The 24,297-nt window shown below is 65.8% G+C and carries 24 protein-coding genes; 14 read left to right on the top strand and 10 right to left on the bottom strand.

Annotated features, from left to right (window positions below; genetic code table 11):
* Positions 1 to 85: 85 nt before the first annotated feature.
* A complete protein-coding gene (locus tag QFZ42_RS21405; RefSeq protein WP_307702895.1) occupies positions 86 to 1,384 on the bottom strand; it encodes an IS1182 family transposase in 1,299 nt (432 codons plus the stop codon).
* Between the two features lie 94 nt (positions 1,385 to 1,478).
* Entirely contained in the window at positions 1,479 to 2,234 is a 756-nt protein-coding gene (locus QFZ42_RS21400; RefSeq protein ID WP_307702894.1) for a glycosyltransferase family 2 protein, read from the bottom strand.
* 45 nt (positions 2,235 to 2,279) lie between these two features.
* Between QFZ42_RS21400 and QFZ42_RS21395 the strand changes: the two genes are divergently transcribed.
* Positions 2,280 to 3,377: a glycosyltransferase family 4 protein gene (locus QFZ42_RS21395; RefSeq protein ID WP_307702893.1), complete on the top strand. Its 1,098-nt coding sequence runs from the start codon at positions 2,280 to 2,282 to the stop codon at positions 3,375 to 3,377.
* 61 nt (positions 3,378 to 3,438) lie between these two features.
* Positions 3,439 to 4,332: an acetylglutamate kinase gene (gene argB, locus QFZ42_RS21390; protein ID WP_307702892.1), complete on the top strand. Its 894-nt coding sequence runs from the start codon at positions 3,439 to 3,441 to the stop codon at positions 4,330 to 4,332.
* A gap of 60 nt (positions 4,333 to 4,392) precedes the next feature.
* Here the strand turns inward: argB and galE are convergent, their stop codons facing one another.
* Positions 4,393 to 5,412: a UDP-glucose 4-epimerase GalE gene (gene galE / locus QFZ42_RS21385; RefSeq protein ID WP_307702891.1), complete on the bottom strand. Its 1,020-nt coding sequence runs from the start codon at positions 5,410 to 5,412 to the stop codon at positions 4,393 to 4,395.
* A 121-nt stretch (positions 5,413 to 5,533) separates the two neighbouring features.
* Between galE and slmA the strand changes: the two genes are divergently transcribed.
* The 5 genes from slmA to QFZ42_RS21360 all read left to right on the top strand — a co-directional run bounded on the left by slmA (position 5,534) and on the right by QFZ42_RS21360 (position 10,272).
* A complete protein-coding gene (gene slmA / locus QFZ42_RS21380; RefSeq protein ID WP_307702890.1) occupies positions 5,534 to 6,187 on the top strand; it encodes a nucleoid occlusion factor SlmA in 654 nt (217 codons plus the stop codon).
* 126 nt (positions 6,188 to 6,313) lie between these two features.
* Complete coding sequence (locus QFZ42_RS21375) at positions 6,314 to 7,837, top strand: catalase (protein ID WP_307702889.1); 1,524 nt, start codon at positions 6,314 to 6,316, stop codon at positions 7,835 to 7,837.
* Positions 7,838 to 7,986: 149 nt separating this feature from the next.
* Complete coding sequence (locus QFZ42_RS21370) at positions 7,987 to 8,589, top strand: DUF1326 domain-containing protein (RefSeq protein ID WP_307702888.1); 603 nt, start codon at positions 7,987 to 7,989, stop codon at positions 8,587 to 8,589.
* Positions 8,586 to 9,404: a DUF2182 domain-containing protein gene (locus QFZ42_RS21365; protein WP_307702887.1), complete on the top strand. Its 819-nt coding sequence runs from the start codon at positions 8,586 to 8,588 to the stop codon at positions 9,402 to 9,404. The genes QFZ42_RS21370 and QFZ42_RS21365 overlap by 4 nt, the downstream gene beginning before the upstream one ends.
* Positions 9,394 to 10,272 carry a DMT family transporter gene (locus tag QFZ42_RS21360; RefSeq protein WP_307702886.1) on the top strand — a complete coding sequence of 293 codons (879 nt, stop codon included), beginning with the start codon at positions 9,394 to 9,396 and terminating at the stop codon, positions 10,270 to 10,272. The genes QFZ42_RS21365 and QFZ42_RS21360 overlap by 11 nt, the downstream gene beginning before the upstream one ends.
* A gap of 6 nt (positions 10,273 to 10,278) precedes the next feature.
* Here the strand turns inward: QFZ42_RS21360 and QFZ42_RS21355 are convergent, their stop codons facing one another.
* From QFZ42_RS21355 to QFZ42_RS21330, 6 genes are all read right to left on the bottom strand, one after another.
* The gene (locus QFZ42_RS21355; protein WP_307702885.1) at positions 10,279 to 11,337 is read right to left on the bottom strand and encodes a malate/lactate/ureidoglycolate dehydrogenase; all 1,059 of its coding nucleotides are present in this window, start codon (positions 11,335 to 11,337) and stop codon (positions 10,279 to 10,281) included.
* A gap of 7 nt (positions 11,338 to 11,344) precedes the next feature.
* On the bottom strand, positions 11,345 to 12,871 hold the full coding sequence (locus tag QFZ42_RS21350; protein WP_307702884.1) for a UxaA family hydrolase: 1,527 nt from the start codon (positions 12,869 to 12,871) through the stop codon (positions 11,345 to 11,347).
* Between the two features lie 21 nt (positions 12,872 to 12,892).
* On the bottom strand, positions 12,893 to 14,287 hold the full coding sequence (locus tag QFZ42_RS21345; RefSeq protein WP_307702883.1) for a TRAP transporter large permease: 1,395 nt from the start codon (positions 14,285 to 14,287) through the stop codon (positions 12,893 to 12,895).
* A gap of 22 nt (positions 14,288 to 14,309) precedes the next feature.
* Positions 14,310 to 14,867, bottom strand: coding sequence for a TRAP transporter small permease (locus tag QFZ42_RS21340; RefSeq protein ID WP_307702882.1), 558 nt, complete (start codon positions 14,865 to 14,867; stop codon positions 14,310 to 14,312).
* A gap of 133 nt (positions 14,868 to 15,000) precedes the next feature.
* Positions 15,001 to 15,996: a sialic acid TRAP transporter substrate-binding protein SiaP gene (locus QFZ42_RS21335; protein WP_307702881.1), complete on the bottom strand. Its 996-nt coding sequence runs from the start codon at positions 15,994 to 15,996 to the stop codon at positions 15,001 to 15,003.
* 43 nt (positions 15,997 to 16,039) lie between these two features.
* Complete coding sequence (locus QFZ42_RS21330; RefSeq protein WP_307702880.1) at positions 16,040 to 16,747, bottom strand: FadR/GntR family transcriptional regulator; 708 nt, start codon at positions 16,745 to 16,747, stop codon at positions 16,040 to 16,042.
* 133 nt (positions 16,748 to 16,880) lie between these two features.
* Here QFZ42_RS21330 and QFZ42_RS21325 point away from each other — a divergent pair, with 133 nt between their 5' ends.
* Genes QFZ42_RS21325 through QFZ42_RS21315 form a run of 3 tightly spaced genes read left to right on the top strand, consistent with a single transcriptional unit; the run spans position 16,881 to position 19,242 of the window.
* On the top strand, positions 16,881 to 17,615 hold the full coding sequence (locus QFZ42_RS21325; RefSeq protein ID WP_307702879.1) for an SDR family oxidoreductase: 735 nt from the start codon (positions 16,881 to 16,883) through the stop codon (positions 17,613 to 17,615).
* Positions 17,612 to 18,358 (top strand): SDR family NAD(P)-dependent oxidoreductase, encoded by a 747-nt coding sequence (locus tag QFZ42_RS21320; RefSeq protein WP_307702878.1) that lies wholly within the window; start codon positions 17,612 to 17,614, stop codon positions 18,356 to 18,358. The genes QFZ42_RS21325 and QFZ42_RS21320 overlap by 4 nt, the downstream gene beginning before the upstream one ends.
* A 35-nt stretch (positions 18,359 to 18,393) precedes the next feature.
* A complete protein-coding gene (locus QFZ42_RS21315; RefSeq protein ID WP_307702877.1) occupies positions 18,394 to 19,242 on the top strand; it encodes a fumarylacetoacetate hydrolase family protein in 849 nt (282 codons plus the stop codon).
* Between the two features lie 74 nt (positions 19,243 to 19,316).
* Here the strand turns inward: QFZ42_RS21315 and QFZ42_RS21310 are convergent, their stop codons facing one another.
* Positions 19,317 to 20,201 (bottom strand): LysR family transcriptional regulator, encoded by an 885-nt coding sequence (locus tag QFZ42_RS21310; RefSeq protein ID WP_307702876.1) that lies wholly within the window; start codon positions 20,199 to 20,201, stop codon positions 19,317 to 19,319.
* A 142-nt stretch (positions 20,202 to 20,343) separates the two neighbouring features.
* Here QFZ42_RS21310 and QFZ42_RS21305 point away from each other — a divergent pair, with 142 nt between their 5' ends.
* The 4 genes from QFZ42_RS21305 (at position 20,344) to QFZ42_RS21290 (ending at position 24,271) form a co-directional block, all read left to right on the top strand.
* On the top strand, positions 20,344 to 21,102 hold the full coding sequence (locus QFZ42_RS21305) for an SDR family oxidoreductase (protein WP_307702875.1): 759 nt from the start codon (positions 20,344 to 20,346) through the stop codon (positions 21,100 to 21,102).
* Positions 21,103 to 21,226: 124 nt separating this feature from the next.
* Positions 21,227 to 21,928, top strand: a complete 702-nt coding sequence (locus QFZ42_RS21300) for a TetR/AcrR family transcriptional regulator (RefSeq protein ID WP_307702874.1) — start codon at positions 21,227 to 21,229, stop codon at positions 21,926 to 21,928.
* Positions 21,929 to 21,995: 67 nt separating this feature from the next.
* The gene (locus QFZ42_RS21295; RefSeq protein ID WP_307702873.1) at positions 21,996 to 23,792 is read left to right on the top strand and encodes an acyl-CoA dehydrogenase C-terminal domain-containing protein; all 1,797 of its coding nucleotides are present in this window, start codon (positions 21,996 to 21,998) and stop codon (positions 23,790 to 23,792) included.
* A gap of 44 nt (positions 23,793 to 23,836) precedes the next feature.
* Entirely contained in the window at positions 23,837 to 24,271 is a 435-nt protein-coding gene (locus tag QFZ42_RS21290) for a DUF2147 domain-containing protein (RefSeq protein ID WP_307702872.1), read from the top strand.
* Positions 24,272 to 24,297 lie beyond the last annotated feature (26 nt).

Here is a 24,297-nt window from a genome sequence, read left to right as displayed (position 1 = left end):
GCCATCGCCCGTCTGTCTCGGCTCGTTATCGCAGCGGCTGGCGGGCGATGGCCGCTTGAAGGGCGGTTTGCGCCCCGCACTCCCCCTATGCAGACTGCATTGCCGCCATCCGCCTGAGGTTCAGCGCCAGGCACACGAGCTTCCACTCGGCCTTCACCCGGTGCAGGCCTCGGAGGCTGAACTGGCGGAACCCCAGAACGCTCTTGATCCAGCCGTTGGGCGGCTCGGCAAGCCATTTGCGTCTGCGGTAGGCGGCCCGCCCCGCTGCGGTTTGCAGCTTCGCTGCCATTTGTGCCGTACGCGGTGATCGCTCTGGATCAAAGGCCAGCACGCGCTTGCCCTCTCGCCCCAGTGCCACCACCAGATCGCAGCCGCTTGCGGCCAAGGCCTCGAACACGGCCTCAGACTTGTAGCCAGTGTCCGCCAGCACCTGCCCGGGGAGTTGGCCCAGGTTGGCCTGCACGGCACGCAACATCACCGGCAACTCGCCCGCATCGCTGCCGCAGTTGGTCAACTCCGCCGCCACGATGATGTGCGCCTTGTCATCCACCGCCGTCTGCGCGTTGTAGCTGGCGTCGAAGCCGCCGCCGGCGCGCTTCATGATGCGGCTGTCGGGGTCGGTGAAGTTGTCTTGTGCACGGTCCTCGGGCACGCCGAACTCGCGCTTGTAGCGCCCGCCTCGGGGCTTGTCGTCGGGGTCGCGACCGCGCTCGAGTTCGACTTCGCGCTGGCGTTGTTCCAGCCGCTGGCGCGCCTGGGCGATGGCCGCCAGCCGCGCCTCGCGACGCTCGATCTCCGCCGGGATGTCCAACTCCGGCTCGTCCTTCTCGCTCTCGTCGGCCTGCCGGGCTCGCTTGAGCAGCGCGTCGATCTGAGCCTTGAGTTCGGATTCGGCCTTGGCCATGTAGCCGTAGCTCATCGCCTTGTGGCGGCTCGCGTTGGCCTTGATCTTGGTCCCGTCCACAGCGATCGTGCCCAGCTTGACCAGTCCCATCTCGCGCGCCAGGCGCACGACCTGCACGAACAGCTCCGAGAGCTCCTGCAGGTGGATGGCGCGGAAGTCCCGAATCGTGCGGTGCGCCGGGAAGTTGCCCGCCGCCAGCACGCGGAAGGCCACGTCCTCATGCAGCTTCCTGGCGATCTTGCGCGAGCTGAACACGCCACTGGCGTAGCCGTAGACCAGCACCTTGACCATCATGGCCGGGTGGAACGGCTGGTTGCGCGGGCCGTCCTTGTCGTAGCGCGCATGGAAGGCGCTCAGATCCAGCGTGTCCACGGTGTCGCTGATGAAGTGCGCCAGGTGCCCCTCGGGCAGCCAGTCCTGGATCGCCTCGGGCAGCAGCAGCATCTGCCCGGGCTCGTAAGGGAGGTAGGTCGCAGCCATCTCCGATCAACGAGTCATCTACCCTTCACGTCGACATGACCGCGGACTCTGCCGCCCAGACTCCTAGCCCGCGCCTAGGGCGGAGGGGCTTGGCTTAGCGGGTGCTTGTCTTGAGCCGCCTGTAGCGCCAGAACGCAGCCGAAGTCCACACCTTCAGCAAGCTGGTCACGTGCCAGTAAAGGTGCTTCTTGCTGCTGCGGCTCGCGCGCTGCGCCTCGTGGCGCGCGAGCAGGTCTTCCCCCACTTGCAGCTTCCAGCCCGCGAGCCGGGTCCGGGCGCAGATGTCGAAATCTTCGCCGTACATGAAGAAGCGCTCGTCGAAGCCGCCGATCTGGCGGTAGGCGTCGCTGCGAAACAGCATGAACAGCCCCGGAATCCAGGCCGGTACCGTCGGGCGCACGTAGCCGGGCCTGCGGCGGGTCACGATTTCGAGCGGTGTGATCACCTCGCGGTGCTGCTCGGGCGTGTTCTTGCCCGGCTCGAGGATGCGCGGCGTCAGCAGGCCGGCGTCGGGAGCGGCCTGCGCCACCAGCGGCGCCAGCACGTCGCCGTCGAAGCGGATGTCCGGGTTGAGCACCAGGAACCACGGCGTCTCGCAGCGTTGGAACGCCTGGTTGTGGTTGGCACCGAAACCCTTGCGGCTGGCGTTCTCGATCCGCTCGATCGGAAAACGCCACGCCAGGCCGGCCAGCACGTCGGGTTCGGGGATGTTCAGCGTGAGCACGACCTTGGCGGTCGATGCCCCGCTGAAGCGGTCCAGTTGCTCGAGCAGCGGCCGTATCAGCGCAAGCTGACCGTGGCTGACGATCGAAACGGTGATGAGGGGAAAGGAGGGGGAGGGCGCTGGCATGGTCTAATTTCGCTCGGGAATTCTAGAGTTCCCCAACACCCACACATGATTGCTCTGATCGTCATCAGTTTTTTTGCCTCCGCGTTCGCGGTCCAGCTGTTCATGCGGCGCGCGCGCAGGCATGCGCGGCTCTATGGCACGGACATGCCCCAGCGGTTCCACAAGGGCCACGTGCCGCGGCTCGGCGGTGCGGGCATCATGTTCGGCATGGGGGTGGCCTGGCTGGCGGCCGGCATCACCGGAACCGATCCATTCAATGTGTCGTGGCCGGCCAAGACCTCGATGCTCACGCTGCTGTGCATTGCGCCGGCCGTGCTCGCCGGCATCGTCGAAGACGTGACGCAGAACGTCAGGGTGCGCTACCGGCTGGGGCTCACCATCGGTTCTGCCTTGCTGGCGTGCTGGATGCTGGGGCTCAGCCTGTCGCGCACCGGTGTCGAAACCATCGATGGCTGGCTCGCGCTGGTGCCGTATGGCGCCGTGCTCTTCGCGGCGCTGGCCATAGGTGGCCTGCCGCATGCCTTCAACATCATCGACGGCTACAACGGGCTCGCGGGCACGGTGGCTGTGCTGGTCTGCCTTGCCATTTCGCACGTGGCCCTGCAGGTGGGCGATCGCCAGCTTGCCGCCATGATGGTGTGCCTGGTCGGCGCGACCATTGGCTTCCTGATCTGGAACTACCCGCGCGGCAAGATCTTCGCCGGCGACGGCGGGGCCTACGTGTGGGGCATGGTGATCGCCGTGGCCTGCGTCACGCTGGTGCAGCGGCACCGCGTCGTTTCGCCGTGGTTCCCGATGCTGCTGCTGATCTACCCGGTCTGGGAGACGCTGTTCTCCATCTACCGCAAACTCGCGCGCGGGCAGTCGCCCGGCACGGCCGATGCGCTGCACTTCCATCAGCTCATTTTCCGCCGCATCGTGCGCGTGGCGTTCGCGGACGACGAGGCCCGGCAATTGCTCGCCCGCAACAACAGGACCTCTCCCTACCTGTGGATGTTTGCGGCGCTGTCGGTGGTGCCGGCCGTGCTGTTCTGGAACAACACCGTCGTGCTGATGCTGTTCTGCCTGCTGTTCGTCACGACCTACGTCGGCGCGTACCTGATGATCGTACGGTTCAAGGTGCCGCGCTGGCTGCGCCCGTGACGGCATCCCCGTCGCGAGAATTTCTTTCCATCGTCCTCCCCGTTTTGGAGCCCGCCCGCCCATGACCGATCCCGTCCTCAACATTCCCCCGCGCGACAAGGCCGAGATACTGGCCCAGGCGCTGCCGTACATCCGCAAGTTCCACGGCAAGACCATCGTCATCAAGTACGGCGGCAACGCCATGACCGACCCCGCCCTGCAGGCGGACTTCGCGGAAGACGTGGTGCTGCTCAAGCTGGTCGGCATGAACCCGGTGGTGGTGCACGGCGGCGGCCCGCAGATCGAGGCGGCGCTCAACCGCCTGGGCAAGAAGGGCAGCTTCATCCAGGGCATGCGCGTGACCGACGCCGAGACCATGGAGGTGGTCGAATGGGTGCTGGCCGGCGAGGTGCAGCAGGACATCGTGGGCCTCATCAACCAGGCCGGTGGCAAGGCCGTGGGCCTGACCGGGCGCGACGGCGGCATGATCCGGGCGCAGAAGCTCAAGATGGCGGACCGCACCGACCCGAACCTGCACCACGACGTGGGCCAGGTCGGCGACATCGTCGCCATCGACCCCAGCGTGGTCAAGGCGCTGCAGGACGATGCCTTCATTCCCGTCGTCAGCCCCATCGGCTTCGGCGAAGAGAACGAGAGCTACAACATCAATGCCGACGTCGTAGCCGGCAAGCTCGCCATCGTGCTCAAGGCCGAGAAGCTCATGCTCCTGACCAACACGCCCGGCGTGCTCGACAAGGACGGCAAGCTGCTCACCAACCTGAGTGCGCGCGAAATCGACGACCTGTTTGCCGACGGCACCATCTCGGGCGGCATGCTGCCCAAGATCGAAGGCGCACTCGACGCGGCCAAGAGCGGCGTGAACGCGGTGCACATCATCGACGGCCGCGTGCCGCACGCCATGCTGCTGGAAATCCTGACCGATCAGGCCTATGGCACGATGATTCGGGCGCGCTGAGACTTCGCTCTCCATCTTCAGCATGCCGTGAGCGAAGGGCGCGAACGAAGGGCCGAGGCCTTAGCCCTCGTACCCGTTCGGATTGCCTTGCTGCCAGCGCCAGCTGTCCGCACACATCTGGTCAAGCCCTCGGTGCGCGCGCCACCCCAAGGTCGCCTGTGCCAGCGAAGGATCACCCCAGTACGCAGGCACATCGCCCGGCCGGCGCGGACCGACCTCGCAAGGCAAAGACCGTCCGGTCGCGCGCTCGAACGCGTGCACGACTTCCAGCACGGAAGCGCCGCGGCCTGTGCCGAGGTTCAGCGTGACGAGGCCCGGCTGGCTTTCCGCGTGCCGCAGCGCCGCGACGTGGCCTTCGGCCAGGTCCATCACATGCACGTAGTCGCGCACGCCGGTGCCGTCGGGCGTCGGATAGTCGTCGCCGTGGATGACCAGCTTGTCCCGCTGCCCCACGGCCACCTGGCACACGAAGGGCATCAGGTTGTTCGGCTTGCCTTGCGGGTGTTCGCCGATGAGCCCGCTTTCGTGGGCGCCCACCGGGTTGAAGTACCGCAGCAGCGCAATGCGCCAGCCCGGCTCGGCGCGGTGCAGATCGGTGAGTGCTTCTTCCACCATGTGCTTCGAGCGCCCATACGGGCTGGCCGGCCGGCAAGGTGCGTTTTCCGGAATAGGTGAGTGGTCCGGTTCGCCGTACACCGTGGCCGAAGACGAAAAGATCAATGTCCTGATGCCCGCCTGCTGCATCGCCGAAGCGAGCACGAAGCTGCCGTGCACGTTGTTGTCGTAGTAGGCGAGCGGGTCGGCGACTGAATCGCCGACGGCCTTGAGGCCCGCGAAGTGGATCACGGCCGAGAAGCGCTCGGTGCCCAGCACACGGTCGAGCAGGGCCCTGTCGCGCACGTCGCCTTCGATCAGCCGCGGTGCGCTGCCCGTGATCTGGCGCAAGCGCTCCAGCACGCGGACATCGCTGTTGCCAAGGTTGTCCAGAATCACCGGCACATAGCCGGCGGCCGCCAGCGCCACGCAGGTGTGGCTGCCGATGAAACCAGCCCCGCCGGTTACCAGAACGCTTTTGGCCATGAAAAACTCTTCACTTTGTCGGAGAAGTTGATTCTGTACGAGCTTTCCTGCCCTCGTTCGCGCGCGCTCACTGCGCGGCCCTGTGCGAGAATCAATTGATTACATCTTTGCACGCGCTCCCATGCAGAACGAAGAGACAAGCTATCCCGGCGTAGAGACCCATGCGGAGACGCTGGCCGCCGCCGCCCCGGTGCGCAAACGCCCCAAGCCTGGGGAGAGGCGCGTGCAGATTCTGCAGGCGCTGGCCGCCATGCTGGAACAGCCGGGCGCCGAACGGGTGACCACCGCGGCATTGGCCGCGCGGCTCGACGTCAGCGAGGCCGCGCTCTATCGCCACTTCGCGAGCAAGGCCCAGATGTTCGAAGGCCTCATCGACTTTATCGAGCAGAGCGTCTTCACGCTGGTGAACCAGATTCTCGAGCGCGAGGGTGCAACGGGCCCCCAGCAGGCCGCAAGAATCCTCACGCTGCTGGTGCAGTTCGCCGAGCGCAACCCGGGCATGACGCGCGTCATGGTGGGCGACGCGCTGGTGTTCGAGAACGAGCGGCTCCAGCAGCGCATGAACCAGTTCTTCGACAAGATCGAAGCCACGCTGCGCCAGGTGTTGCGCGGCACCGCGGCTGCCGACGGCTCGGCCACTCCCACGGTGGATGCGCAAGTGCGCGCTGCTGCGCTCACGGCCTTCGTGGTCGGGCAGCTGCAGCGCTTCACGCGCTCGGGCTTCCGCCGCGCGCCGTCGGAACATCTCGAAGCCACGATCGCGCTGATCGTCTAGCGACAGCGCTCTCTCTGCCGCTCGCGCGAAATCGCCTCCTATCGGGGTGATAGCTGAATATGACGTGACGCCGTCATATTCATTGACAAAATACATGGGCTTCACAACCACGAGGAAAGCCCATCCATGACCGCCCCCCGCAAGCTCACCACCGAAAACGGCGCGCCCGTCGAAAACAACCAGCAGTCGCAGACGGCCGGCGTCAACGGCCCCGTGCTGATGCAGGACCACAACCTGATCGAAAAGCTCGCGCGCTTCGACCGCGAGCGCATTCCGGAGCGCGTGGTGCATGCGCGCGGATCGGGCGCCTTCGGCACCTTCGAGCTCACGGCCGACGTGTCGAAATGGACCAAGGCCAAGTTCCTCGGGCAGGTCGGCAAGAAGACCGAGGTGCTGGCCCGCTTCTCGACCGTGGCGCTCGAGCTCGGCTCGGCCGACACCGTGCGCGACCCGCGCGGCTTTGCGCTCAAGTTCTACACCGAAGAAGGCAACTACGACCTCGTGGGCAACAACACGCCGGTCTTCTTCATCCGCGATCCGCTCAAGTTCCCCGACTTCATCCACTCGCAAAAGCGCGACCCGTACAGCCACGTGCAGGAGCCCAACAACGCCTGGGACTTCTTCTCGCACTCGCCCGAAGCCACGCACCAGTTCACCTGGCTCTTCGGTGACCGCGGCATTCCGAAGAGTTACCGCCACATGGACGGCTTCGGCTCCCATACCTTCCAGTGGGTGAATGCCAGGGGCGAAGCGTTCTGGGTCAAGTACCACTTCAAGACCCACCAGGGCATCGAGACCTTCGTCGCCGAAGAAGCGCAGCGCGTGGGCGGCGAAAACCCGAACCACCATCACCTCGACCTGCTGCATTCCATCGAGCGCGGCGAGTTCCCGAGCTGGAAGGTGCAGGTGCAGATCATGCCGGTGGCCGATGCGCAGACCTACCGCTTCAACCCGTTCGATCTGACCAAGGTCTGGTCGCACAAGGACTATCCGAAGACCGACATCGGCGTCCTCACGCTCAACCGCAACCCCGACAACTACTTTGCCGAGATTGAGCAGGCGGCGTTCAACCCGGCCAACTTCGTGCCAGGCATCGGCCCCTCGCCCGACAAGATGCTGCAGGGCCGCCTGTTCAGCTACGGCGACACGCAGCGCTACCGCCTGGGCATCAACCACACGCAGCTGCCGGTGAACCGCCCGCACGCCACCACGGCCCAGAACTATGGCCGCGACGGCGCGATGCGCGGCGACGGCAACGGCGGCCGCGGTCCGAACTACGAACCCAACAGCTTCAGCGACGCGCCCAAGCAAAGCAACGAGCCGGTGTACGCGCCGCTCGAAATCCACGGCTGGACCGGCAGCCACCAATGGCAGAAGCACCCCGAGGACAACGACTTCGTCCAGGCCGGCGATCTCTATCGCCTGATGGACGAAGCAGCCAAAGAGCGGCTGGTGAACAGCATCGCGGGCGGCCTGGGCGCCGTGACGCGGCAGGACATCATCGACCGCTCGATCGGCTACTTCCGCCAGGCCGACGCCGATTACGGCGCGCGGCTTGAAAAGGCCGTCAAGGCCGTGCAGGCGAAGATCAAGGGCGAGGAAGTGAGCGTGCAGGTCGGCAAGCCGGCGCACGACGCGAGCCGCAGCTGATCCGCGGCGGCAGGAGGGTACCCAGGGTACGGCGCGGGGCGTGCGCCGTGCTCGACTTGCTTCATTGCGAAGCGTAGGATCAGCGCCCCCCTTGCCGCTGAGTCGCGGCGACAAGTCCGTGTTTGTGTGGCTTCTGAACGGAGGTTCGTATGAGCTATCACCTGGAAGGTCGCCTGCTCGAAGTTTGCAACTGCAATGTCCTGTGTCCCTGCTGGATCGGCGAGAACCCGGACAACGGCACCTGCGACACCATCGTCGCCTGGCGCATCGACAAGGGAACCATCGACGGCCTCGACGTGGGTGGCAACACCATTGCGGCCGTGGCGCACGTGCCCGGAAACATCCTCGAAGGCCATTGGACGGCGGCGATCTTCGTCGACGACAACGCCTCCAAGGAGCAGGAAGAAGCGCTGCTCAAGGTCTATACCGGGCAGGCCGGCGGACCCATCGCCGATCTCGCCAAGCTCATCGGCGAGGTCGTGTCGGTCGAGCGGGCGCCGATTCGCTTCACCGTGAACGAAGGCAAGGGCGAGCTGGAGATCGGCACCGACTACTACGCTGAACTCGAGCCCTACCGGGGCGCCACGGGCGGGCAGACCACGCTGTCCGACACCGTGTTCTCCACCGTGCCGGGCGCACCGGTGTTCGTCGGCAAGGCACCCACCTACCGGTCGAAGAACCACGCGCTGGGCATCGATCTCGACATCAAGAACCACAACGCCCTGCAGAGCACCTTCGTCTTCGACTCATGAACCCCGCGGCCGGCTTGCCGGCCCGCAACGCCGTGCGCCATCGCCGCGTGTTCCTGCCGGTTCTGGCCGCGCTGGTCACGCTCGCATGGGCGGTGTTGTGGGCCTGGGCGCGCAGCCCTTACGGACGCTATCTCGAACATGGCGACTGGACCGTCTCCGGGCCGGCCGCGTTCCTGTGCCAGGTGGTTCCCGCCGGCGGCGTGGTCGTGCCCGCCGTGCTCTACGCCGCGGCGTGGATCCTCATGACGGCCGCCATGATGCTGCCGACCACGCTGCCGCTGTTCAACGCCTTCGATCGCTTGACTGAGGGAAGAGCGGACCACGCACGCCTGCTCGTGATGCTCGGGCTCGGCTACATGGCTGCGTGGGGCGCCTTCGGGCTGCTGGCGCACGGGCTCCACAGGGTGGTGTTGGCCCTGCTCGCGAGCGCGCCCACGCTGGCGTGGCACGGCTGGGTGATCGGCGCCGCGACCATTGCACTGGCCGGAGCCTTCCAGTTCAGCCGCCTCAAGCACCGGTGCCTCGAGAAGTGCCGCACGCCATTGAGCTTCGTCATCGAGCACTGGCGCGGCCACGCGCAGGCCCGCCATGCGTTCGCGCTGGGCGCGCACCATGGCCTGTTCTGCGTCGGCTGCTGCTGGGCGCTGATGCTGCTGATGTTCGCGGTCGGCACCGGTAGCCTCGGCTGGATGCTTTTGCTGGCCGCTGTCATGGCGCTCGAAAAGAACATGCCGTGGGGCCATCACCTGAGCGCGCCGCTCGGCTTCGCATTGCTGGGCTGGGCGGTCTTCATGGTGGCGACGCATGTCTTCTGAAGCACACGGCGGCCCCTCCACCCTGCAGACCGTCACGCTCACCGCAGTAGCCATGGTCGCGTTCGCGGCCAATTCGCTGCTGTGCAGGCTTGCGCTGCAGCAACGTGGAATCGATCCGGCCAGCTTCGGCAGCATCCGGCTGGTTTCCGGCGCGCTCACGCTCGCGCTCGTCGTGCGGTTCAGGGCGCGGCCTTCTTCGGCCGGCCGTGCCGATTGGCTCGCCGCCGCCACGCTGTTTGCCTATGTCGCGTTCTTTTCCTTTGCTTACCTCAGCCTCTCCGCGGGAACCGGCGCGCTGATCCTGTTCGGTGCGGTTCAGCTCACGATGCTTGGCGCGGGGTTGGGCTCCGGCGAGCGCTTCGGGCCGGTTGCATGGCTCGGTTTCGTGCTGGCGGCCGGCGGGCTTGTCTACCTGGTGTTGCCGGGCGTCGCGGCGCCGCCGCTTCTCGGCGCCGTGCTGATGGCCGTCGCCGGCGTGGCGTGGGGCGTGTACTCGCTGCGCGGCCGCGGCGTGCCCGACCCGCTGGCCGCTACCGGCCGCAACTTCATGCGCGCCGTGCCGCTGGCGCTGGCGCTGAGCCTGGCCTTCGTGGTCCGCGCCCATGCGGATGCGACCGGTGCCCTGCTTGCCGTGGCTTCCGGCGCATTGACCTCGGGCCTCGGCTATGTCGTCTGGTATGCGGCGCTGGCACGCCTTTCGGCGATGCAGGCGGCCACCGTACAGCTGTCGGTGCCCCTCCTGGCGGCCTTCGGCGGCGTGCTACTGCTGGCGGAAGCGATCACGCCGCGGCTGGCAACCGCGTCGGTGGCCATTCTGGGCGGCATCGCAATCGTGCTGAGCCAGAAGTCTCGCAGTGCGCGCCGCTAGGACCTCCTACGCGGCGGCCGCGCCCACCTTGGTGCCAGCTGCGACGATTTCCCCCCACGTCGCATCGTCCAGCCAGATGCCGTCGCGCTCGCGCGCCACGCGTGCGGCGCGCTCCGGTTCGCCCGCGATCTGCACCTGGTCGAACCCCGCACCCGGCGGGCTCTGGCGCAGCCACTCGACGAAAGCCGTCGCTTCCTGCGCAAAGCTGGCCTGGGTTCCCAGCTTGGCGGGATCGATCAGGATGGTCAGCATGCCGTTGAGCACCGTGCGCGCGGTATCGGCCGGCCGGTGCCACGTACCGCCACCGGTGAGCGCGCCGCCGAGCAGCTCGCAAGCCATCGCCATGCCATAGCCCTTGTGCTCGCCGAAGGTCATGAGCGCGCCGAACAGGCCGTTGGCCTGCGGCACCACCACCACGCCGGGGTCGTTGGTCGGCGCGCCGTGTTCGTCGATCAGGTAGCCGTCGGGCACCTGTTCGCCCTTGTTATGGGCGACGCGCATCTTGCCCTGCGCCACGCGGCTGGTCGCGAAGTCGAGCAGGAAGGGCTCGGCCCCCGCCAGTGGAATGCCGATGCAGCACGGGTTGGTGCCGAAGCGCCCGTCGCCGCCGCCCCAGGGAGCCACCACGGGCCGCGACAGCACGTTGACGAAGTGCATCGAGACCAGGCCCTCGGCCGTCGCCATTTCGGCGAAGTGCCCGATGCGGCCCAGGTGATGCGCATTCGACAGCGTGAAGATGCAGCTGCCGTGCCGCTTCGCGCGCTCGATGCCGAGTTCCATCGCCTGCACCCCGACGATCTGCCCGTAGCCATGCTGGCCGTCGAGCGCGAGCAGAGTGCCGATATCGACGTTGACCTTGACCGATGCGTTGGGCACGAGCCCGCCTTCGGCCACCGCGTCCACATAGCGCGGCAGCATGCCCACGCCATGCGAATCATGGCCGCTCAGGTTGGCCAGCACCAGGTTGGCGGCCACCTGCGCGGCTTCGGCCGGCGTGCTGCCGGCGGCTTCGAGGATGCGCGCGCATTGCGCTCGCAGGACTGGGGCGGAAAGAGTTTGGGGCATAGGTTCCTTACATCACCGCGCCGACTTGCCATGGCACGAATTCGTTCTGGCCGTAGCCATGTTTTTCGCTCTTCGACGATTCACCGGAGGCTGTGGCGAGCACCAGCTCGAAGATGCGCTGGCCCATTTCCTGGATCGACGACGTGCCATCCACGATCTCGCCGCAGTTGATGTCCATGTCCTCTTCCTGCCGCTGCCACAGCGCCGAGTTGGTCGCGAGCTTGAGTGACGGCGAGGGCGCGCAGCCATAAGCCGAACCGCGCCCGGTGGTGAAGCAGATGATGTTCGCACCGCCGGCCACCTGCCCGGTGGCGCTCACGGGGTCGTAGCCCGGTGTGTCCATGTAGACGAAGCCATGCGCCGTCACCGGCTCCGCATACTCGTACACCGCCTCGAGGTTGCTGGTGCCGCCCTTGGCGACCGCGCCGAGCGACTTCTCGAGGATCGTCGTGAGGCCGCCTGCCTTGTTGCCCGGCGAGGGGTTGTTGTTCATCTCGCCTTCGTTGATTTCGGTGTAGTGCTCCCACCACTTGATGCGGTCCACCAGCTTCTGGCCGACCTCGCGCTTCACGGCCCGGCGCGTGAGCAGATGCTCGGCGCCATAGACCTCGGGCGTCTCGCTGAGGATGGCCGTGCCGCCGTGCGCCACCAGCAGGTCGACCGCGGCACCGAGCGCCGGGTTGGCGCTGATGCCCGAGTAACCATCCGAGCCGCCGCACTGCAGCCCGATCGTGATGTGCGCCGCGCTGCACGGCTCGCGCTTCACCGCATTGGCGCGCGGCAGCATCTCGTTGATCAGCGCAATGCCTTTCTCGACCGTCTTGCGCGTGCCACCGGTGTCCTGGATGTTGAAGGTGCGGAAGTTCTCGCCTTCGGCCAGATGGCCGGTCGCGAGCCAGGCGTTGATCTGGTTCGCCTCGCAGCCCAGGCCCACCACCAGCACGCCCGCGAAGTTCGGGTGCGTGGCGTAGCCCGTGAGCGTGCGCTCCAGGATCTGCATGCCCATGCCCTGCGTGTCCATGCCGCAGCCCGTGCCGTGGGTGAGCGCCACGATCCCGTCGACGTTCGGGTAGTCGGCCAGTGCAGCCGGATTGGTCTTGCGCGAGAAATGATCCGCAATCGCGCGTGCCGCGGTGGCCGAGCAATTCACGCTCGTGAGCACGCCGATGTAGTTGCGTGTGGCCACGCGGCCGTCCGCTCGCTTGATGCCCATGAACGTGGCTTCGCGCTTCGCGGGCGCCGGCTTCACGTCGGCGCCGAAGGCGTAGTCGCGGTCGAAGTCGCCCTTGTCGGGGCCCATGTCGAGGTTGTGCGTGTGCACATGCTCGCCGGCCGCAATGGGCTTGCTCGCGAAGCCGATGATCTGGTTGTAGCGGCGCACCGGCTCGCCGGCGGCAATGGCGTGCGTCGCTACCTTGTGCCCGGCGGGAATCAGGCCGCGCACCGCGAAGTCTTCGACCTTGGCGCCGCCGACCAGCTGGCTGCGCGCGATCACGACATCGTCGGCCGGATGCAGTCGAATGAAGGGATTCATCGTGGAACTCGTGTTGTGGGGTTAGAAGAACATTTTGGGCAGCCACAGTACCAATGACGGCACATAGGTAATCACGACCAATGCCAGCAGCAGCGGAATCAGCCACGGAAGGATCGCCATCGTCGTGCGCTCGAAGCTCAGGCCCGCCACGCGCGCCAGCACGAACAGCACCATGCCCATCGGCGGATGCAGCAGGCCGATCATCAGGTTCAGCACCATCACCAGGCCGAAGTGGATCGGGTCCACGCCCAACTGCGTGGCAATCGGCAGCAGGATCGGAACCAGGATGGTGATCGCGGCCGTGGGCTCCAGGAAGCAGCCCACGAACAGCATCAGCAGGTTGGCCAGCAGCAGGAACACCCAGGCTTCCTTGGTGAAGCCCAGCACCCAGCTCGCGATGTCGGTGGTCACGCCCGTGGCGGTGAGCATCCAGCCGAAGATCGACGCGGCCGCCACGATGAACAGCACCGTGGAGGTGGTCTCGATGGTGTCGAGGCAGACCTTGACGAACATCTTCCACGACAGCGTCTTGTACCAGCCGAAGCCCAGGATCATCGCCCACACGCAGGCGGCAATCGCGCCTTCGGTGGGCGTGAACAGGCCCGTGCTCATGCCGCCGATCAGCAGCACCGGCGTCATGATGGGCAGCAGCGCCTCGAACTTGAAGATCCTGTCGAGCACGAACAGCGATGCCAGCCCCGCAAACACCGTGAGCTGCGGCGGCGTGCCCAGCTTCGAAACCAGCAGCCACATCAGGAGCGGCCAGGCAATCACCACGGCCAGTTCGCACATGGCCTTGAAGAAACGCGTGCTGGAAAACTTGACATCGCCGCCCCAGCCGTTGCGGTGCGCGAAGTAGGCCACCGTCAGCATCATCAGAATGGCCAGCAGTGCGCCGGGCAAGATGCCCGCAAGGAACAGCGCGCCCACCGACACGTTGGCCATCATCCCGTAGATCACGAATGGCAGGCTCGGCGGAATGATCGGCCCCAGCGTGGCCGAGGCGGCAGTCACGCCGACCGCGAACTCGGTCGAGTAGCCATGCTCCTTCATCGCCTTGATCTCGATCGTGCCGAGGCCCGCGGCATCGGCAATGGCCGTGCCACTCATGCCGGCGAAGATCACCGAGCCGAGCACGTTCACATGGCCCAGGCCGCCCTTGAGCCAGCCGACCAGCGCCAGCGCGAAGTTGTAGATGCGGGTGGTGATGCCCGCGTTGTTCATCAGGTTGCCGGCGAGGATGAAGAAAGGCACCGCCAGCAGCGGGAAGCTGTCGATTCCGCTCACCATCCGGTGGATGACGACGAAAGGCGGCAGGCTGCCGCTCACGAGGATGTAGGCCAGCGAGGCGCCGGCCATGGCCACGGCCACCGGAATGCCGCCGGCCATGAAAACGAGGAAGAATATTTTCAGCATGCAGTTGTTCTCGTCGGGTGCCTCAGCGGTCAGCCAGCGTGGATTCGGGACGTTCGAGCACGCTGTAGCCGCGCTTCCAGTGAATGCGCGCCACCTGGATCGAGCGCCAGGTCATTGCGATGAAGCCGAACAGGCACAGCCCGTAGACGATGTTCATGGGCGCATCGACGATGGTCATGCGCGTGGTGTTCCCGATCTTCAGCATCATCTGCACGGTCATGACCACGGCCGCGGCAAAGAAGGCGGTGCGCAGCACGTCGACCGCGCGCGAGATCCAGCGGCCCATGGCCGCCGGCATGTGGCGATAGAAAAAGTCGACCTGGATCTGGTTGTTCTTCGCCACGCCGACGGCCGCGCCGATGAAGACCACGGCAATCAGCATGTAGCGCGCCACCTCCTCGGTCCATGCGGCCGAGTCGTTCATCACGTAGCGCGTGACGAACTGGTAGAACACCGTGAGCGCGAGCATCCAGAAGATCGCGAGCGATATCCAGCCTTCGGCAATGGTGGAGGAAAGGTCGACGGCCTCGTCTTCCGCGTGGAAGTGGCCTTCGTCGTCAATGATCTTTTCGTCGTTCATGGTGTTGTCCCCTCTACCTCGGGGAGAGGGCCAGGGTGAGGGCGCAGGGCGCTCGATCCGGCCATGCGCCAAATTCGCCGCCGCTTGCCCTCACCCCAACCCTCTCCCGGAGGGAGAGGGAGAAAGAGAGTGCTTACTTGATTGCCGTGATCCGGTCGTAGTCCTGCTGGCGATAGCCGTGGTCGGTCGGCTTGGTGTTCTTCAGCACCGCTTCGCGGAACGCGGCCTTGTCCACCGTGATCACGTTGTTGCCCTTCTTCTTGAACTCTTCGGTCAGGCGAACTTCCGAGGCGATGATGTCGCGGCCGGTCTTTTCGGCGGCTTCCTGCATCACCTCGGTGAAGATCTTCTTTTCGTCGGCCGAGAGCTTGCCCCACAGCTGGCCCGAGGTCACCGTCAGCAGCGAGTCGACGATGTGGCCCGTGAGCGAGATGTTCTTCTGCACCTCGAAGAACTTCTTGGCTTCGATGGTCGGCAGCGGGTTTTCCTGCGCATCGACCGTGTTGTTCTGCAGCGCAAGGTAGACCTCGGCGAAGGCGATCGGCGTGGCGTTGGCGCCCAGGGCCTTGGGGAAGGCCAGGTACGCCGGTGCGTCGGGCACGCGGATCTTCAGGCCCTTCATGTCTTCGGGCTTGTTCACAGGCCTGGCGGCGCTCGACGTGACGTGGCGCGCGCCGTAGTAGTTGAGCGCCGTGATGTGGTTGCCGCTCTTCTCGTCGTAGCCCTTGGCAAGCTCCTGGAACACATCGCTCTTGGCGTACTTCAGAAGATGCTCGGCATCGCGGAAGATGAACGGAAAGTAAGTGACCGCCAGCGGCTTGTAGGTGTTGCCCGCGAAGCTGGCGCCCGTCAAAACGATGTCGACCGTGCCGAGCGTCAGGCCCTGGTTGATGTCCGCTTCCTTGCCGAGGCTGGAGGCCGGAAACACCTGGATGTCGTACTTGCCGTTGGTGCGCTTCTTGATTTCTTCCGCGGCCCACACCGAGTATTTGTGGAACGGCTCGGAGGTTTCGTACACATGCGCCCACTTGAGCTTGGTTTGCGCGCCGGCGATGCCGGAGGCACCCAGTGCGGTGGCTGCCAAGGCGCAGGCTGCGATGGCTTTGAGGGTCTGGCGTTTGCTGTTCATCGGTTTGTCTCCGTTGTAGTGATGTGAAGAAGATGCGGGCCGTTCAGGAGGCTTTTGCGCGGCGCCAGCTCGCGCTGAATCGCTGGTGCGAGTTGTCCATGTGGGCATGCATGGCGTTGCGCGCGGCTTCGGCGTCGCGCGCGGCCACTGCATCGCGGATGGCCTCGTGCTCGGCGATGGCCGAGCGCCAGGACGGCACCGTTTCGAAATAGCCGCCGAGGCGCGTGAAGATCGGCCCGTTGCGGGAGTCCCAGAAGCTCTGCACCGTTTCCACCAGCACGGCGTTGCCGCCGGCCGTGGCGATGGCCACGTGGAACGCACGGTCGCCCTCGAGCGGCATGACCTCGCGGTCGGCGAGCTCGCGCATCATCTCGATGGCGCGGGTCAGGGCGTCGATGTCCTTGCGCTTGCCCACTGCGGCCGCGATGGCGGCGGTTTCGCCCTCGACCACGCGGCGTGCGCGAATCAGCTCCAGCGGTCCCCATTCCGTGGGCGCCACCGGCTTGCTTGCCCGATGCGAGCGGTCGAGCACATACACGCCCGAGCCCGTTCTGACCTCGACCCAGCCTTCGACCTCGAGCGCAATCAGCGCTTCGCGCACCGAGGGGCGGCTCACGCCAAGCTGCTTGGCCAGATCGCGCTCGGCCGGCAACCGCGCGCCGACCGCGAATTCGCCCTGGCTGATCAGCCCGCGAAGCTGGTCGGCAATCTGGCGGTACAAGCGCTGGGGTTCGACGGTCTGTAGCGGCACGGGGTGGCAGTTAAGGGTTGTCCTGAATTGGACAAGTGGTAAGGCCAATTCAGAATACGATCCGTACCGCGCCATTGCCATCGGGCCAAACCCTGAACGGCCGGTTTCCCATTCATCTTCAAGGAGACATTGCATGAGACTCAAGGGCAAGACCGTACTCGTGACGGCGGCCGGACAAGGCATCGGCCACGCGAGCGTGCTCGCCATGGCGGCCGAAGGCGCGCAGGTCTGGGCGACCGATGTGAACGAGAAGCTGCTCGAGCGCTACGCGGGCGTCGCCAACGTGCGCACGGCCAGGCTCGACGTGCTGGACAAGGACGCGATCGGTGCCTTCTTCAAGAGTCTTCCCGCGCTCGACGTGCTGTTCAACTGCGCCGGCGTGGTGCACAACGGCACCGCGCTCGATGCCACCGACAAGGACCTCGAATTCGCCTTCGCGCTCAACGTGCGCGCGCAGTTCTGGACCATCCAGGCCGCGCTGCCCGGCATGCTGGCCGCGGGACGCGGCAGCATCATCAACATGGCGAGCGTCTGCTCGAGCATGAAGGGCCTGCCCAACCGTTTCGTCTATGGCACCACCAAGGCGGCGGTGCTCGGTCTCACCAAGAGCGTGGCGGCCGATTTCGTGGCCCGCGGTATTCGCTGCAATGCCGTGTGCCCAGGCACGGTCGACACGCCGTCGCTCGGCGAGCGCATCAACGCCAACGAGGACCCCGATGCGGCGCGCAAGGCCTTCATCGCGCGCCAGCCCATGGGGCGGCTCGCGCAAGCCGAGGAAATCGCGCCCGTGGTGGTGTTCCTGTCCAGCGACGAATCGGTGTTCGCAACCGGCCAGGCCTTCACGGTGGACGGCGGCCTCACCATATGAACCAGCTCGACTTCGCCGGCCGCCATGCGGTGGTGACCGGCGGCGCAACGGGGCTGGGCTACGGCATCGCCGAACGGCTGATCGCATCGGGCGGCAGCGTCACGCTGTGGGACCGCGACGAGGCCGCGGCCGTCAAGGCCGCGGCGGCGCTGGGCGGCAAGGCCTTCGCGGTAAAGGTCGACGTGGCGCAGCAGCCGTCCGTGGCCGCGGCCGTTGCGGCCACGCTGGCGCATTCGCCGCGCATCGACGCGCTGGTCAACAGCGCCGGCATTACCGGGCCCAACACCAAGCTCTGGGACTACCCGGCGGACGCCTGGCAGCAGGTGATGGATGTCAACATCAACGGCGTCTTTTTCTGCTGCCGCGAAGTGGTCGCGGAGATGCGCAAGCAGGGCTACGGCCGCATCGTCAACATCGCCTCGGTCGCGGGCAAGGAGGGCAATCCCAACGCCAGCGCCTACAGTGCGAGCAAGGCCGCCGTGATTGCGCTCACCAAGTCGCTGGGCAAGGAACTGGCCGACACCGGCATTCGCGTCAACTGCGTAACGCCCGCGGCAGTCAAGACAGCCATCTTCGACCAGATGACACCCGAACACATCGCGTTCATGCGCTCGAAAATTCCCATGGGCCGCTTCGGCACGGTCGAGGAGGTGGCCGCGATGGTGGGCTGGCTCTGCACCGAAGATTGCTCGTTTTCCACCGGCGCCGTGTTCGACCTCTCCGGCGGCCGCTCCACTTACTAGCTAGTCAATCAATCAGTCTCACAAGAAAGGACAACATGAAACTCGTTCGCTATGGCAACCCCGGCAAGGAAAAGCCCGGCCTCATCGACGACGAAGGCCGCCTGCGCGACCTGAGCGCGCTGGTCAAGGACATCGGACCCGAACAACTCGGCGACGCCGCCATTGCCAAGCTGCAGAAGCAGAAGGTCGACAAGCTGCCGCTGGTCAAGGGCAAGCCGCGCTTCGGCAGCCCGGTGGCCAACGTCGGCAAGTTCATCGCCATCGGCCTGAACTACGCCGACCATGCGGCCGAATCGGGCCTGCCGATCCCCGCGGAACCGGTGGTCTTCATGAAGGCGACCAGCTGCATCCAGGGCCCGAACGATCCGGTCATGCTGCCGAAGAACTCGGTCAAGAGCGACTGGGAAGTCGAGCTTGGCGTGGTCATCGGCACGCGCGCGCGCTATGTCTCGCAAAAAGACGCGCTCAACTTCGTGGCCGGCTACTGCACCATCAACGACGTGAGCGAGCGCGAGTTCCAGATCGAGCGCGGCGGCACCTGGGACAAGGGCAAGGGTTGCGACACCTTCGGCCCCCTCGGCCCGTGGCTCGTGACGCGCGACGAAGTGCCCAACCCGCAAAAGCTGTCGATGTGGCTCGACCTCAACGGCAAACGCATGCAGACCGGCAGCACCAAGACCATGATCTTCAGCATCGCCAAGATCGTGAGCTACCTGAGCCAGTTCATGACGCTCTTGCCGGGCGACGTGATCACCACTGGCACCCCGCCCGGCGTGGGCTTGGGCATGAAGCCGCCGCTCTACCTGAAGAAGGGCGACGTGATGACGCTGGGCATCGAAGGGCTGGGCGAGCAGCGCCAGGAAGTGGTGCCTTTCAAGCTTTAAATAAGCAGGCCCACAAAACGGCGCGACGGGCGAGAGCTCGTCGCGTTTTTTTTTGTTTGGGCGCCGTCACGCGTTCAGCGCAGTACCCGGATCAGCTCGTCGTACACCAGCCGCACGCGCGCCGGCACCGGTGCGCGCTGCGGGCGGTAGACGTTGATCGGCCATGGCTCCGGTGCCTCGGCCTCCAGCACGGCCACCAGCGCGCCCGTTTGCAGCCAGGGCTCGGCCAGCGGCGCGATGAGCTGGCCGAAGCCTACGCCGGCCAGCACGGCGGCGCATTCGGCATCGATGTCGTCAGTCACGAAAGCCGGTGACGTCACAGTGACGACTCGCCGCTTGCTGAACGCCCACGGCCAGGGACGGCCCGAGCTCAGGTCGATCAGCGCCGTGAGCGGCAGCGCCGAAAGCGCATCGAGGCTCGCCGGCGTGCCGACCCTTTCGATGAGCGCCGGCGCCGCGACCACATGCAGCGGCATCTTCCCGACGGTGCGCGCAACAAAGCGCGCGTCGCGCATCGGCCCCACGCGGATACCGATGTCGATCTGTTCGTCGACCACATCGGCGTGCTGCTCGGACAGGCGCAGGTCGAGCACCAGCCCCGGGTGCGCTGCCAGCAGCGGAGCGAGCGCCTGCGGAATGAGCCGCGCATACATGTGCGGCGCCGTGACCCGCACCGTGCCCGCGTGGCGGGACAGCGTGCGCCGGTCGATCTGGTGGAACAGCTCGTCGACGCCGCTCACCGCCACGCGTGCGCGCTCCGCGAGTTGCCGGCCGAAATCGGTGAGCTGCACGCCGCGCGTGCTGCGGTGGAACAGCGGCTCGCCCAGTTCTTCTTCGAGCTCGCGCACCGCGCGCGTCACGACCTGCGGCGAGACGGACAGGCGCGCCGCGGCTTCGCGGAAGTTGGCGGCGGCAGCAGCGGTGCAGAACACGCGCAGGGCTTCGAGACGGTTGGCCACGGTGGGTGCTTTCAGAAAAGAACTCAAAAGAAGAGGTGCGTTCCAGTTTAAGGAATTCTGAAGTCGCAATAGTTTCATTTACGGGAACGCCAGGATTTTCCACACTGCATGCACTTCTTCAACACACCCGAAAGGAATTTCCATGACATCCGTTCAAGACAACATCAAGGGCAAGGTCGCCATCGTCACCGGCGCGAGCAGCGGGCTTGGCGAATCGACCGCACGCCACCTGGCCGCACGTGGCGCCAAGGTGGTGCTCGCGGCACGCCGCACCGACCGGCTCGACAAGCTCGTCGCCGAAATCCGCCAGGCCGGCGGCGAGGCGATTGCGGTCGCGACCGACGTGGCGAAGCGCGCCGATCTGGAAAAGCTCGCGGCCGCCACGGTCGAAGCCTTCGGCCGCATCGACGTGCTGGTCAATAACGCAGGCGTGATGCCGCTGTCGCCGATCGAAAGGCTCAAGGTCGACGAGTGGGACCGCACCATCGACGTCAACATCAAGGGCGTGCTCTACGGCATTGCCGCGGTGCTGCCGCGCATGCAGGCCCAGGGCAGCGGGCACATCGTCAACGTCGCGTCCATCGCCGGACTGAAGGTGTTCACGCCGATCGGCACGGTCTACAGCGCGACCAAGCACGCGGTGCGCGCCATCTCCGAAGGGTTGCGGGTCGAAATGGGCAACAGCGGCGTGCGCGTGACCATCGTCTCGCCCGGTGCGATCGAGTCGGAGCTGAAGTTCGGCAGCACCGACGCCGAAAGCGCGGCCGGCGTGAAGGCCTTCTACGAGGCCAACCAGATTCCCGCCGACTCGGTGGCGCGCGCTGTGGTCTACGCCGTGGAGCAGCCGGCCGACGTGGACATCAACGAGGTGGTGCTGCGGCCGGTTTCGCAGGAGTTCTGATCGGGGGGCCAGCGGTGGCCCGGTCTCCGGCCGATTAACCTTAAAACGTGGAAGGACATTGACAGCCAAAGTGCAAAGCCCCTGCAAAATAGAACGACCGTTCGTTTTATTCGGAGCTTCCGCGATGTCCGTCAATGCCGTTCCCGCCAAGCCGGTCCGCGCCGCCCAGAAGGGCCAGCAGACCAAGGCCGTCATCGTCGATGCGGCGTTGGCGCTGGCTGCGCAGATCGGGCTCGAGGGCCTGTCGATCGGCGCAGTGGCCGAGCTCACCAAGATGAGCAAGTCGGGCGTGTTCGCCCACTTCGGCTCGCGCGAGGAACTGCAGATCTCGGTGGTGCGCGAGTATCACGCACGTTTCGAGCAAGAGGTGTTCTTCCCCGCCCTTGAGGCGCCGCGCGGCCTGCCGCGGCTTCGCGCGATGTTCGCCAACTGGATGAAGCGCACCTCGGCCGAGATTGACTCGGGCTGCATCTACATCAGCGGCGCTTCCGAATTCGACGACCGTCCCGGCCCGGTGCGCGATGCGCTCGTGGAGTCGGTCAGCATCTGGCAGGCGGCGGTTCTGCGTGCCATCGTTCAAGCAAAGAGCGAAGGCCATCTGCGCGCCGACGCCGACGAGCGCCAGGTCGCGTTCGAAATCCACGGCCTGATCCTCGCGCTGCACTATGAAGCGCGCTTCCTGCAGGTGCCCGGCTCCATCGGGCGCGCGAATGTCGGCTTCGACAACATCCTGGCGCGCAGTGCCACGCCGGACGCGCCGCCGCCGGCCGAGGCCGCTGCTGCGGTGGCCAAACCTGCTTCCCGCCGACTCAAGCCAGTGCGCTGAGCGGCCCCTTTTTCTCGTTCTTGCCCCTTTCTTTTATCTATCCAGTTTTCGACCAGGAGAGTTCCGGATGCCCAGCTACAACCCACCCGTACGCGACATGCAGTTCGTGCTGCACGAAGTGCTCAACGTCGCCGATGAACTCAAGGCGCTTCCGGCCCACGCCGAGACGGATGCCGACACCATCAACGCGGTGATCGAAGAGGCCGGCAAGTTCGCGGCCGAAGTCACGTTCCCGCTCAACATCAGCGGCGACGAAGAGGGCTGCAAGCTCGACAAGACCACGCACGAGGTGAAGACGCCCACGGGCTTCAAGGACGCCTACGCCAAGTATGTCGAAGGCGGCTGGCCCGCGCTCTCGTGCGACCCGGCTTTCGGGGGCCAGGGCCTGCCCTTCGTGGTGAACCAGTGCCTGTTCGAAATGCTCAACAGCGCCAACCAGGCCTGGACCATGTACCCCGGCCTCTCGCACGGCGCGTATGAAGCACTGGCGGCCCACGGCACCGACGAACAGAAGAAGACCTACCTGCCCAAGCTCACGAGCGGCGAATGGACCGGCACCATGTGCCTGACAGAACCCCATTGCGGCACCGACCTCGGCCTCTTGCGCACCAAGGCCGAACCGCAGGCCGACGGCACGTACCGCATCACCGGCAGCAAGATCTTCATCTCGGCCGGCGAGCACGACATGACGAGCAACATCATTCACCTGGTGCTGGCCCGCCTGCCCGACGCGCCCAAGGGCAGCAAGGGCATCAGCCTGTTCGTGGTGCCGAAGTTCAAGGTGAAGCCCGACGGCTCGCTGGGCGAGCGCAATCCGATCTTCTGCGCCGGCCTCGAGCACAAGATGGGCATCCATGGCAACGCCACCGCGCAGATCGTGATCGAAGGCGCCACCGGCACGCTGGTGGGCGAGCCCAACAAGGGTTTGGCCGCGATGTTCGTGATGATGAACGCCGCGCGCCTGGGCGTGGGCAATCAGTCGCTCGGACTGACTGAAGTGGCTTACCAGAATGCGCTGGCCTACGCGAAGGACCGCACGCAGATGCGTTCGCTCTCGGGCGTGAAGGCCAAGGACAAGGACGCCGACCCGATCATCGTGCACCCCGACGTGCGCAAGATGCTGCTCACGGCCAAGGCCTACGCCGAAGGCGGCCGCGCGCTGCAGATCTTCTGCACGCTGCTGCTCGACAAGGAGCACCACCACCCCGACGAGAAGGTGCGCAAGGACTCGGGCGAACTGGTGGCGCTGCTCACGCCGATCGTCAAGGCCTTCATCACCGACAACGGCCACATTGCGACCAACTCGTGCATGCAGGTGTTCGGCGGCCACGGATTCATCAAGGAATGGGGCATGGAGCAGTTCGTGCGCGACAACCGCATCAACATGATCTATGAAGGCACCAACACGATCCAGTCGCTGGACCTGCTGGGCCGCAAGGTGCTCGGCAACAACGGCGCGTCGCTGAAGAAGTTCGGCAAGCTCGTCGCGAAGCTGGTGGAAGAAGAGGGCGTGAACGAGAAGATGGCCGAGTTCATCAACCCGATCGCGATGCTGGGCGACCAGCTCACCAAGTTCACGACCGAAATCGGCTTCAAGGGCTTCCAGAACCCCGACGAGGTGGGCGCTGCCGCGGTGGACTACCTGCGCGTGGCCGGCCACTTCGTGTTCGGCTACCTGTTCGCCCGCATGGCCCAGGTCGCGCTGCGCGAAATCGCGGCCGGCAACAACGATCCGTTCTATGTTGCCAAGCTGCAGACCGCACGCTTCTACTTCGCCAAGCTGTTCCCCGAGACCGCGACGCTGATGCGCACCGCGCGCGTCGGCAGCAAGGTGTTGATGGACACCGACGCCGCGCTGGCGTAAAGCCAGGGTTCTTTCTTCCACACCCACTCGACCGGCAGCCGATCATGAAAGCAAGCTTTGTAGCCCTCTTGTTCACCGTCACCGCTGCCTCGGCCATGGCCCAGAGCACGCCGGTAGGCCTGTGGCGCAACGTCGACGACAAGACCGGCGAAGTCAAGGCGGAAATCCGCATCGGTGAATCCAATGGTGCACTCATCGGCCGCATCGAGAAGTCGCTCCGGAAAGACACCAGGCCCGACGCGATCTGCGACGAATGCACCGACGACCGCAAGGGCAAGCCCATTGCGGGGCTCGAGATCATCCGCGGCGGCAAGAAGGCCGAGGGCAAGGATGTCTGGGAAGGCGGAAGGATCCTCGATCCCGAGAACGGCAAGGAATACCGCGCGAGCTTCACGCCCATCGACGGCGGCAAGAAGCTCGAGGTCCGTGGCTACCTGGGGCCTTTCTGGCGCACTCAAACCTGGAACCGCGTGCAGTAAGCCTGCCGCGCGTTGTCAACCAAGAA

The sequence above is a fragment of the Variovorax paradoxus genome (assembly GCF_030815855.1).
Taxonomy (GTDB): Bacteria; Pseudomonadota; Gammaproteobacteria; order Burkholderiales; family Burkholderiaceae_C; genus Variovorax; species Variovorax paradoxus_M.
This window is presented reverse-complemented; position numbering and strand designations above follow the sequence as displayed.

What these genes read in the sequence shown, in the direction of transcription:
- QFZ42_RS21355 (WP_307702885.1), bottom strand. Translation starts at nt 11,337, where the DNA reads ATGCCCCAAACTCTTTCCGCCCCAGTCCTGCGAGCGCAATGCGCGCGC.
- QFZ42_RS21345 (WP_307702883.1), bottom strand. Translation starts at nt 14,287, where the DNA reads ATGCTGAAAATATTCTTCCTCGTTTTCATGGCCGGCGGCATTCCGGTG.
- QFZ42_RS21370 (WP_307702888.1), top strand. Translation starts at nt 7,987, where the DNA reads ATGAGCTATCACCTGGAAGGTCGCCTGCTCGAAGTTTGCAACTGCAAT.
- QFZ42_RS21300 (WP_307702874.1), top strand. Translation starts at nt 21,227, where the DNA reads ATGTCCGTCAATGCCGTTCCCGCCAAGCCGGTCCGCGCCGCCCAGAAG.
- slmA (WP_307702890.1), top strand. Translation starts at nt 5,534, where the DNA reads ATGCAGAACGAAGAGACAAGCTATCCCGGCGTAGAGACCCATGCGGAG.
- QFZ42_RS21315 (WP_307702877.1), top strand. Translation starts at nt 18,394, where the DNA reads ATGAAACTCGTTCGCTATGGCAACCCCGGCAAGGAAAAGCCCGGCCTC.
- QFZ42_RS21295 (WP_307702873.1), top strand. Translation starts at nt 21,996, where the DNA reads ATGCCCAGCTACAACCCACCCGTACGCGACATGCAGTTCGTGCTGCAC.
- QFZ42_RS21375 (WP_307702889.1), top strand. Translation starts at nt 6,314, where the DNA reads ATGACCGCCCCCCGCAAGCTCACCACCGAAAACGGCGCGCCCGTCGAA.
- QFZ42_RS21365 (WP_307702887.1), top strand. Translation starts at nt 8,586, where the DNA reads ATGAACCCCGCGGCCGGCTTGCCGGCCCGCAACGCCGTGCGCCATCGC.
- QFZ42_RS21405 (WP_307702895.1), bottom strand. Translation starts at nt 1,384, where the DNA reads ATGGCTGCGACCTACCTCCCTTACGAGCCCGGGCAGATGCTGCTGCTG.
- QFZ42_RS21325 (WP_307702879.1), top strand. Translation starts at nt 16,881, where the DNA reads ATGAGACTCAAGGGCAAGACCGTACTCGTGACGGCGGCCGGACAAGGC.
- QFZ42_RS21395 (WP_307702893.1), top strand. Translation starts at nt 2,280, where the DNA reads ATGATTGCTCTGATCGTCATCAGTTTTTTTGCCTCCGCGTTCGCGGTC.
- argB (WP_307702892.1), top strand. Translation starts at nt 3,439, where the DNA reads ATGACCGATCCCGTCCTCAACATTCCCCCGCGCGACAAGGCCGAGATA.
- QFZ42_RS21340 (WP_307702882.1), bottom strand. Translation starts at nt 14,867, where the DNA reads ATGAACGACGAAAAGATCATTGACGACGAAGGCCACTTCCACGCGGAA.
- QFZ42_RS21350 (WP_307702884.1), bottom strand. Translation starts at nt 12,871, where the DNA reads ATGAATCCCTTCATTCGACTGCATCCGGCCGACGATGTCGTGATCGCG.
- QFZ42_RS21290 (WP_307702872.1), top strand. Translation starts at nt 23,837, where the DNA reads ATGAAAGCAAGCTTTGTAGCCCTCTTGTTCACCGTCACCGCTGCCTCG.
- QFZ42_RS21360 (WP_307702886.1), top strand. Translation starts at nt 9,394, where the DNA reads ATGTCTTCTGAAGCACACGGCGGCCCCTCCACCCTGCAGACCGTCACG.
- galE (WP_307702891.1), bottom strand. Translation starts at nt 5,412, where the DNA reads ATGGCCAAAAGCGTTCTGGTAACCGGCGGGGCTGGTTTCATCGGCAGC.
- QFZ42_RS21400 (WP_307702894.1), bottom strand. Translation starts at nt 2,234, where the DNA reads ATGCCAGCGCCCTCCCCCTCCTTTCCCCTCATCACCGTTTCGATCGTC.
- QFZ42_RS21335 (WP_307702881.1), bottom strand. Translation starts at nt 15,996, where the DNA reads ATGAACAGCAAACGCCAGACCCTCAAAGCCATCGCAGCCTGCGCCTTG.
- QFZ42_RS21320 (WP_307702878.1), top strand. Translation starts at nt 17,612, where the DNA reads ATGAACCAGCTCGACTTCGCCGGCCGCCATGCGGTGGTGACCGGCGGC.
- QFZ42_RS21305 (WP_307702875.1), top strand. Translation starts at nt 20,344, where the DNA reads ATGACATCCGTTCAAGACAACATCAAGGGCAAGGTCGCCATCGTCACC.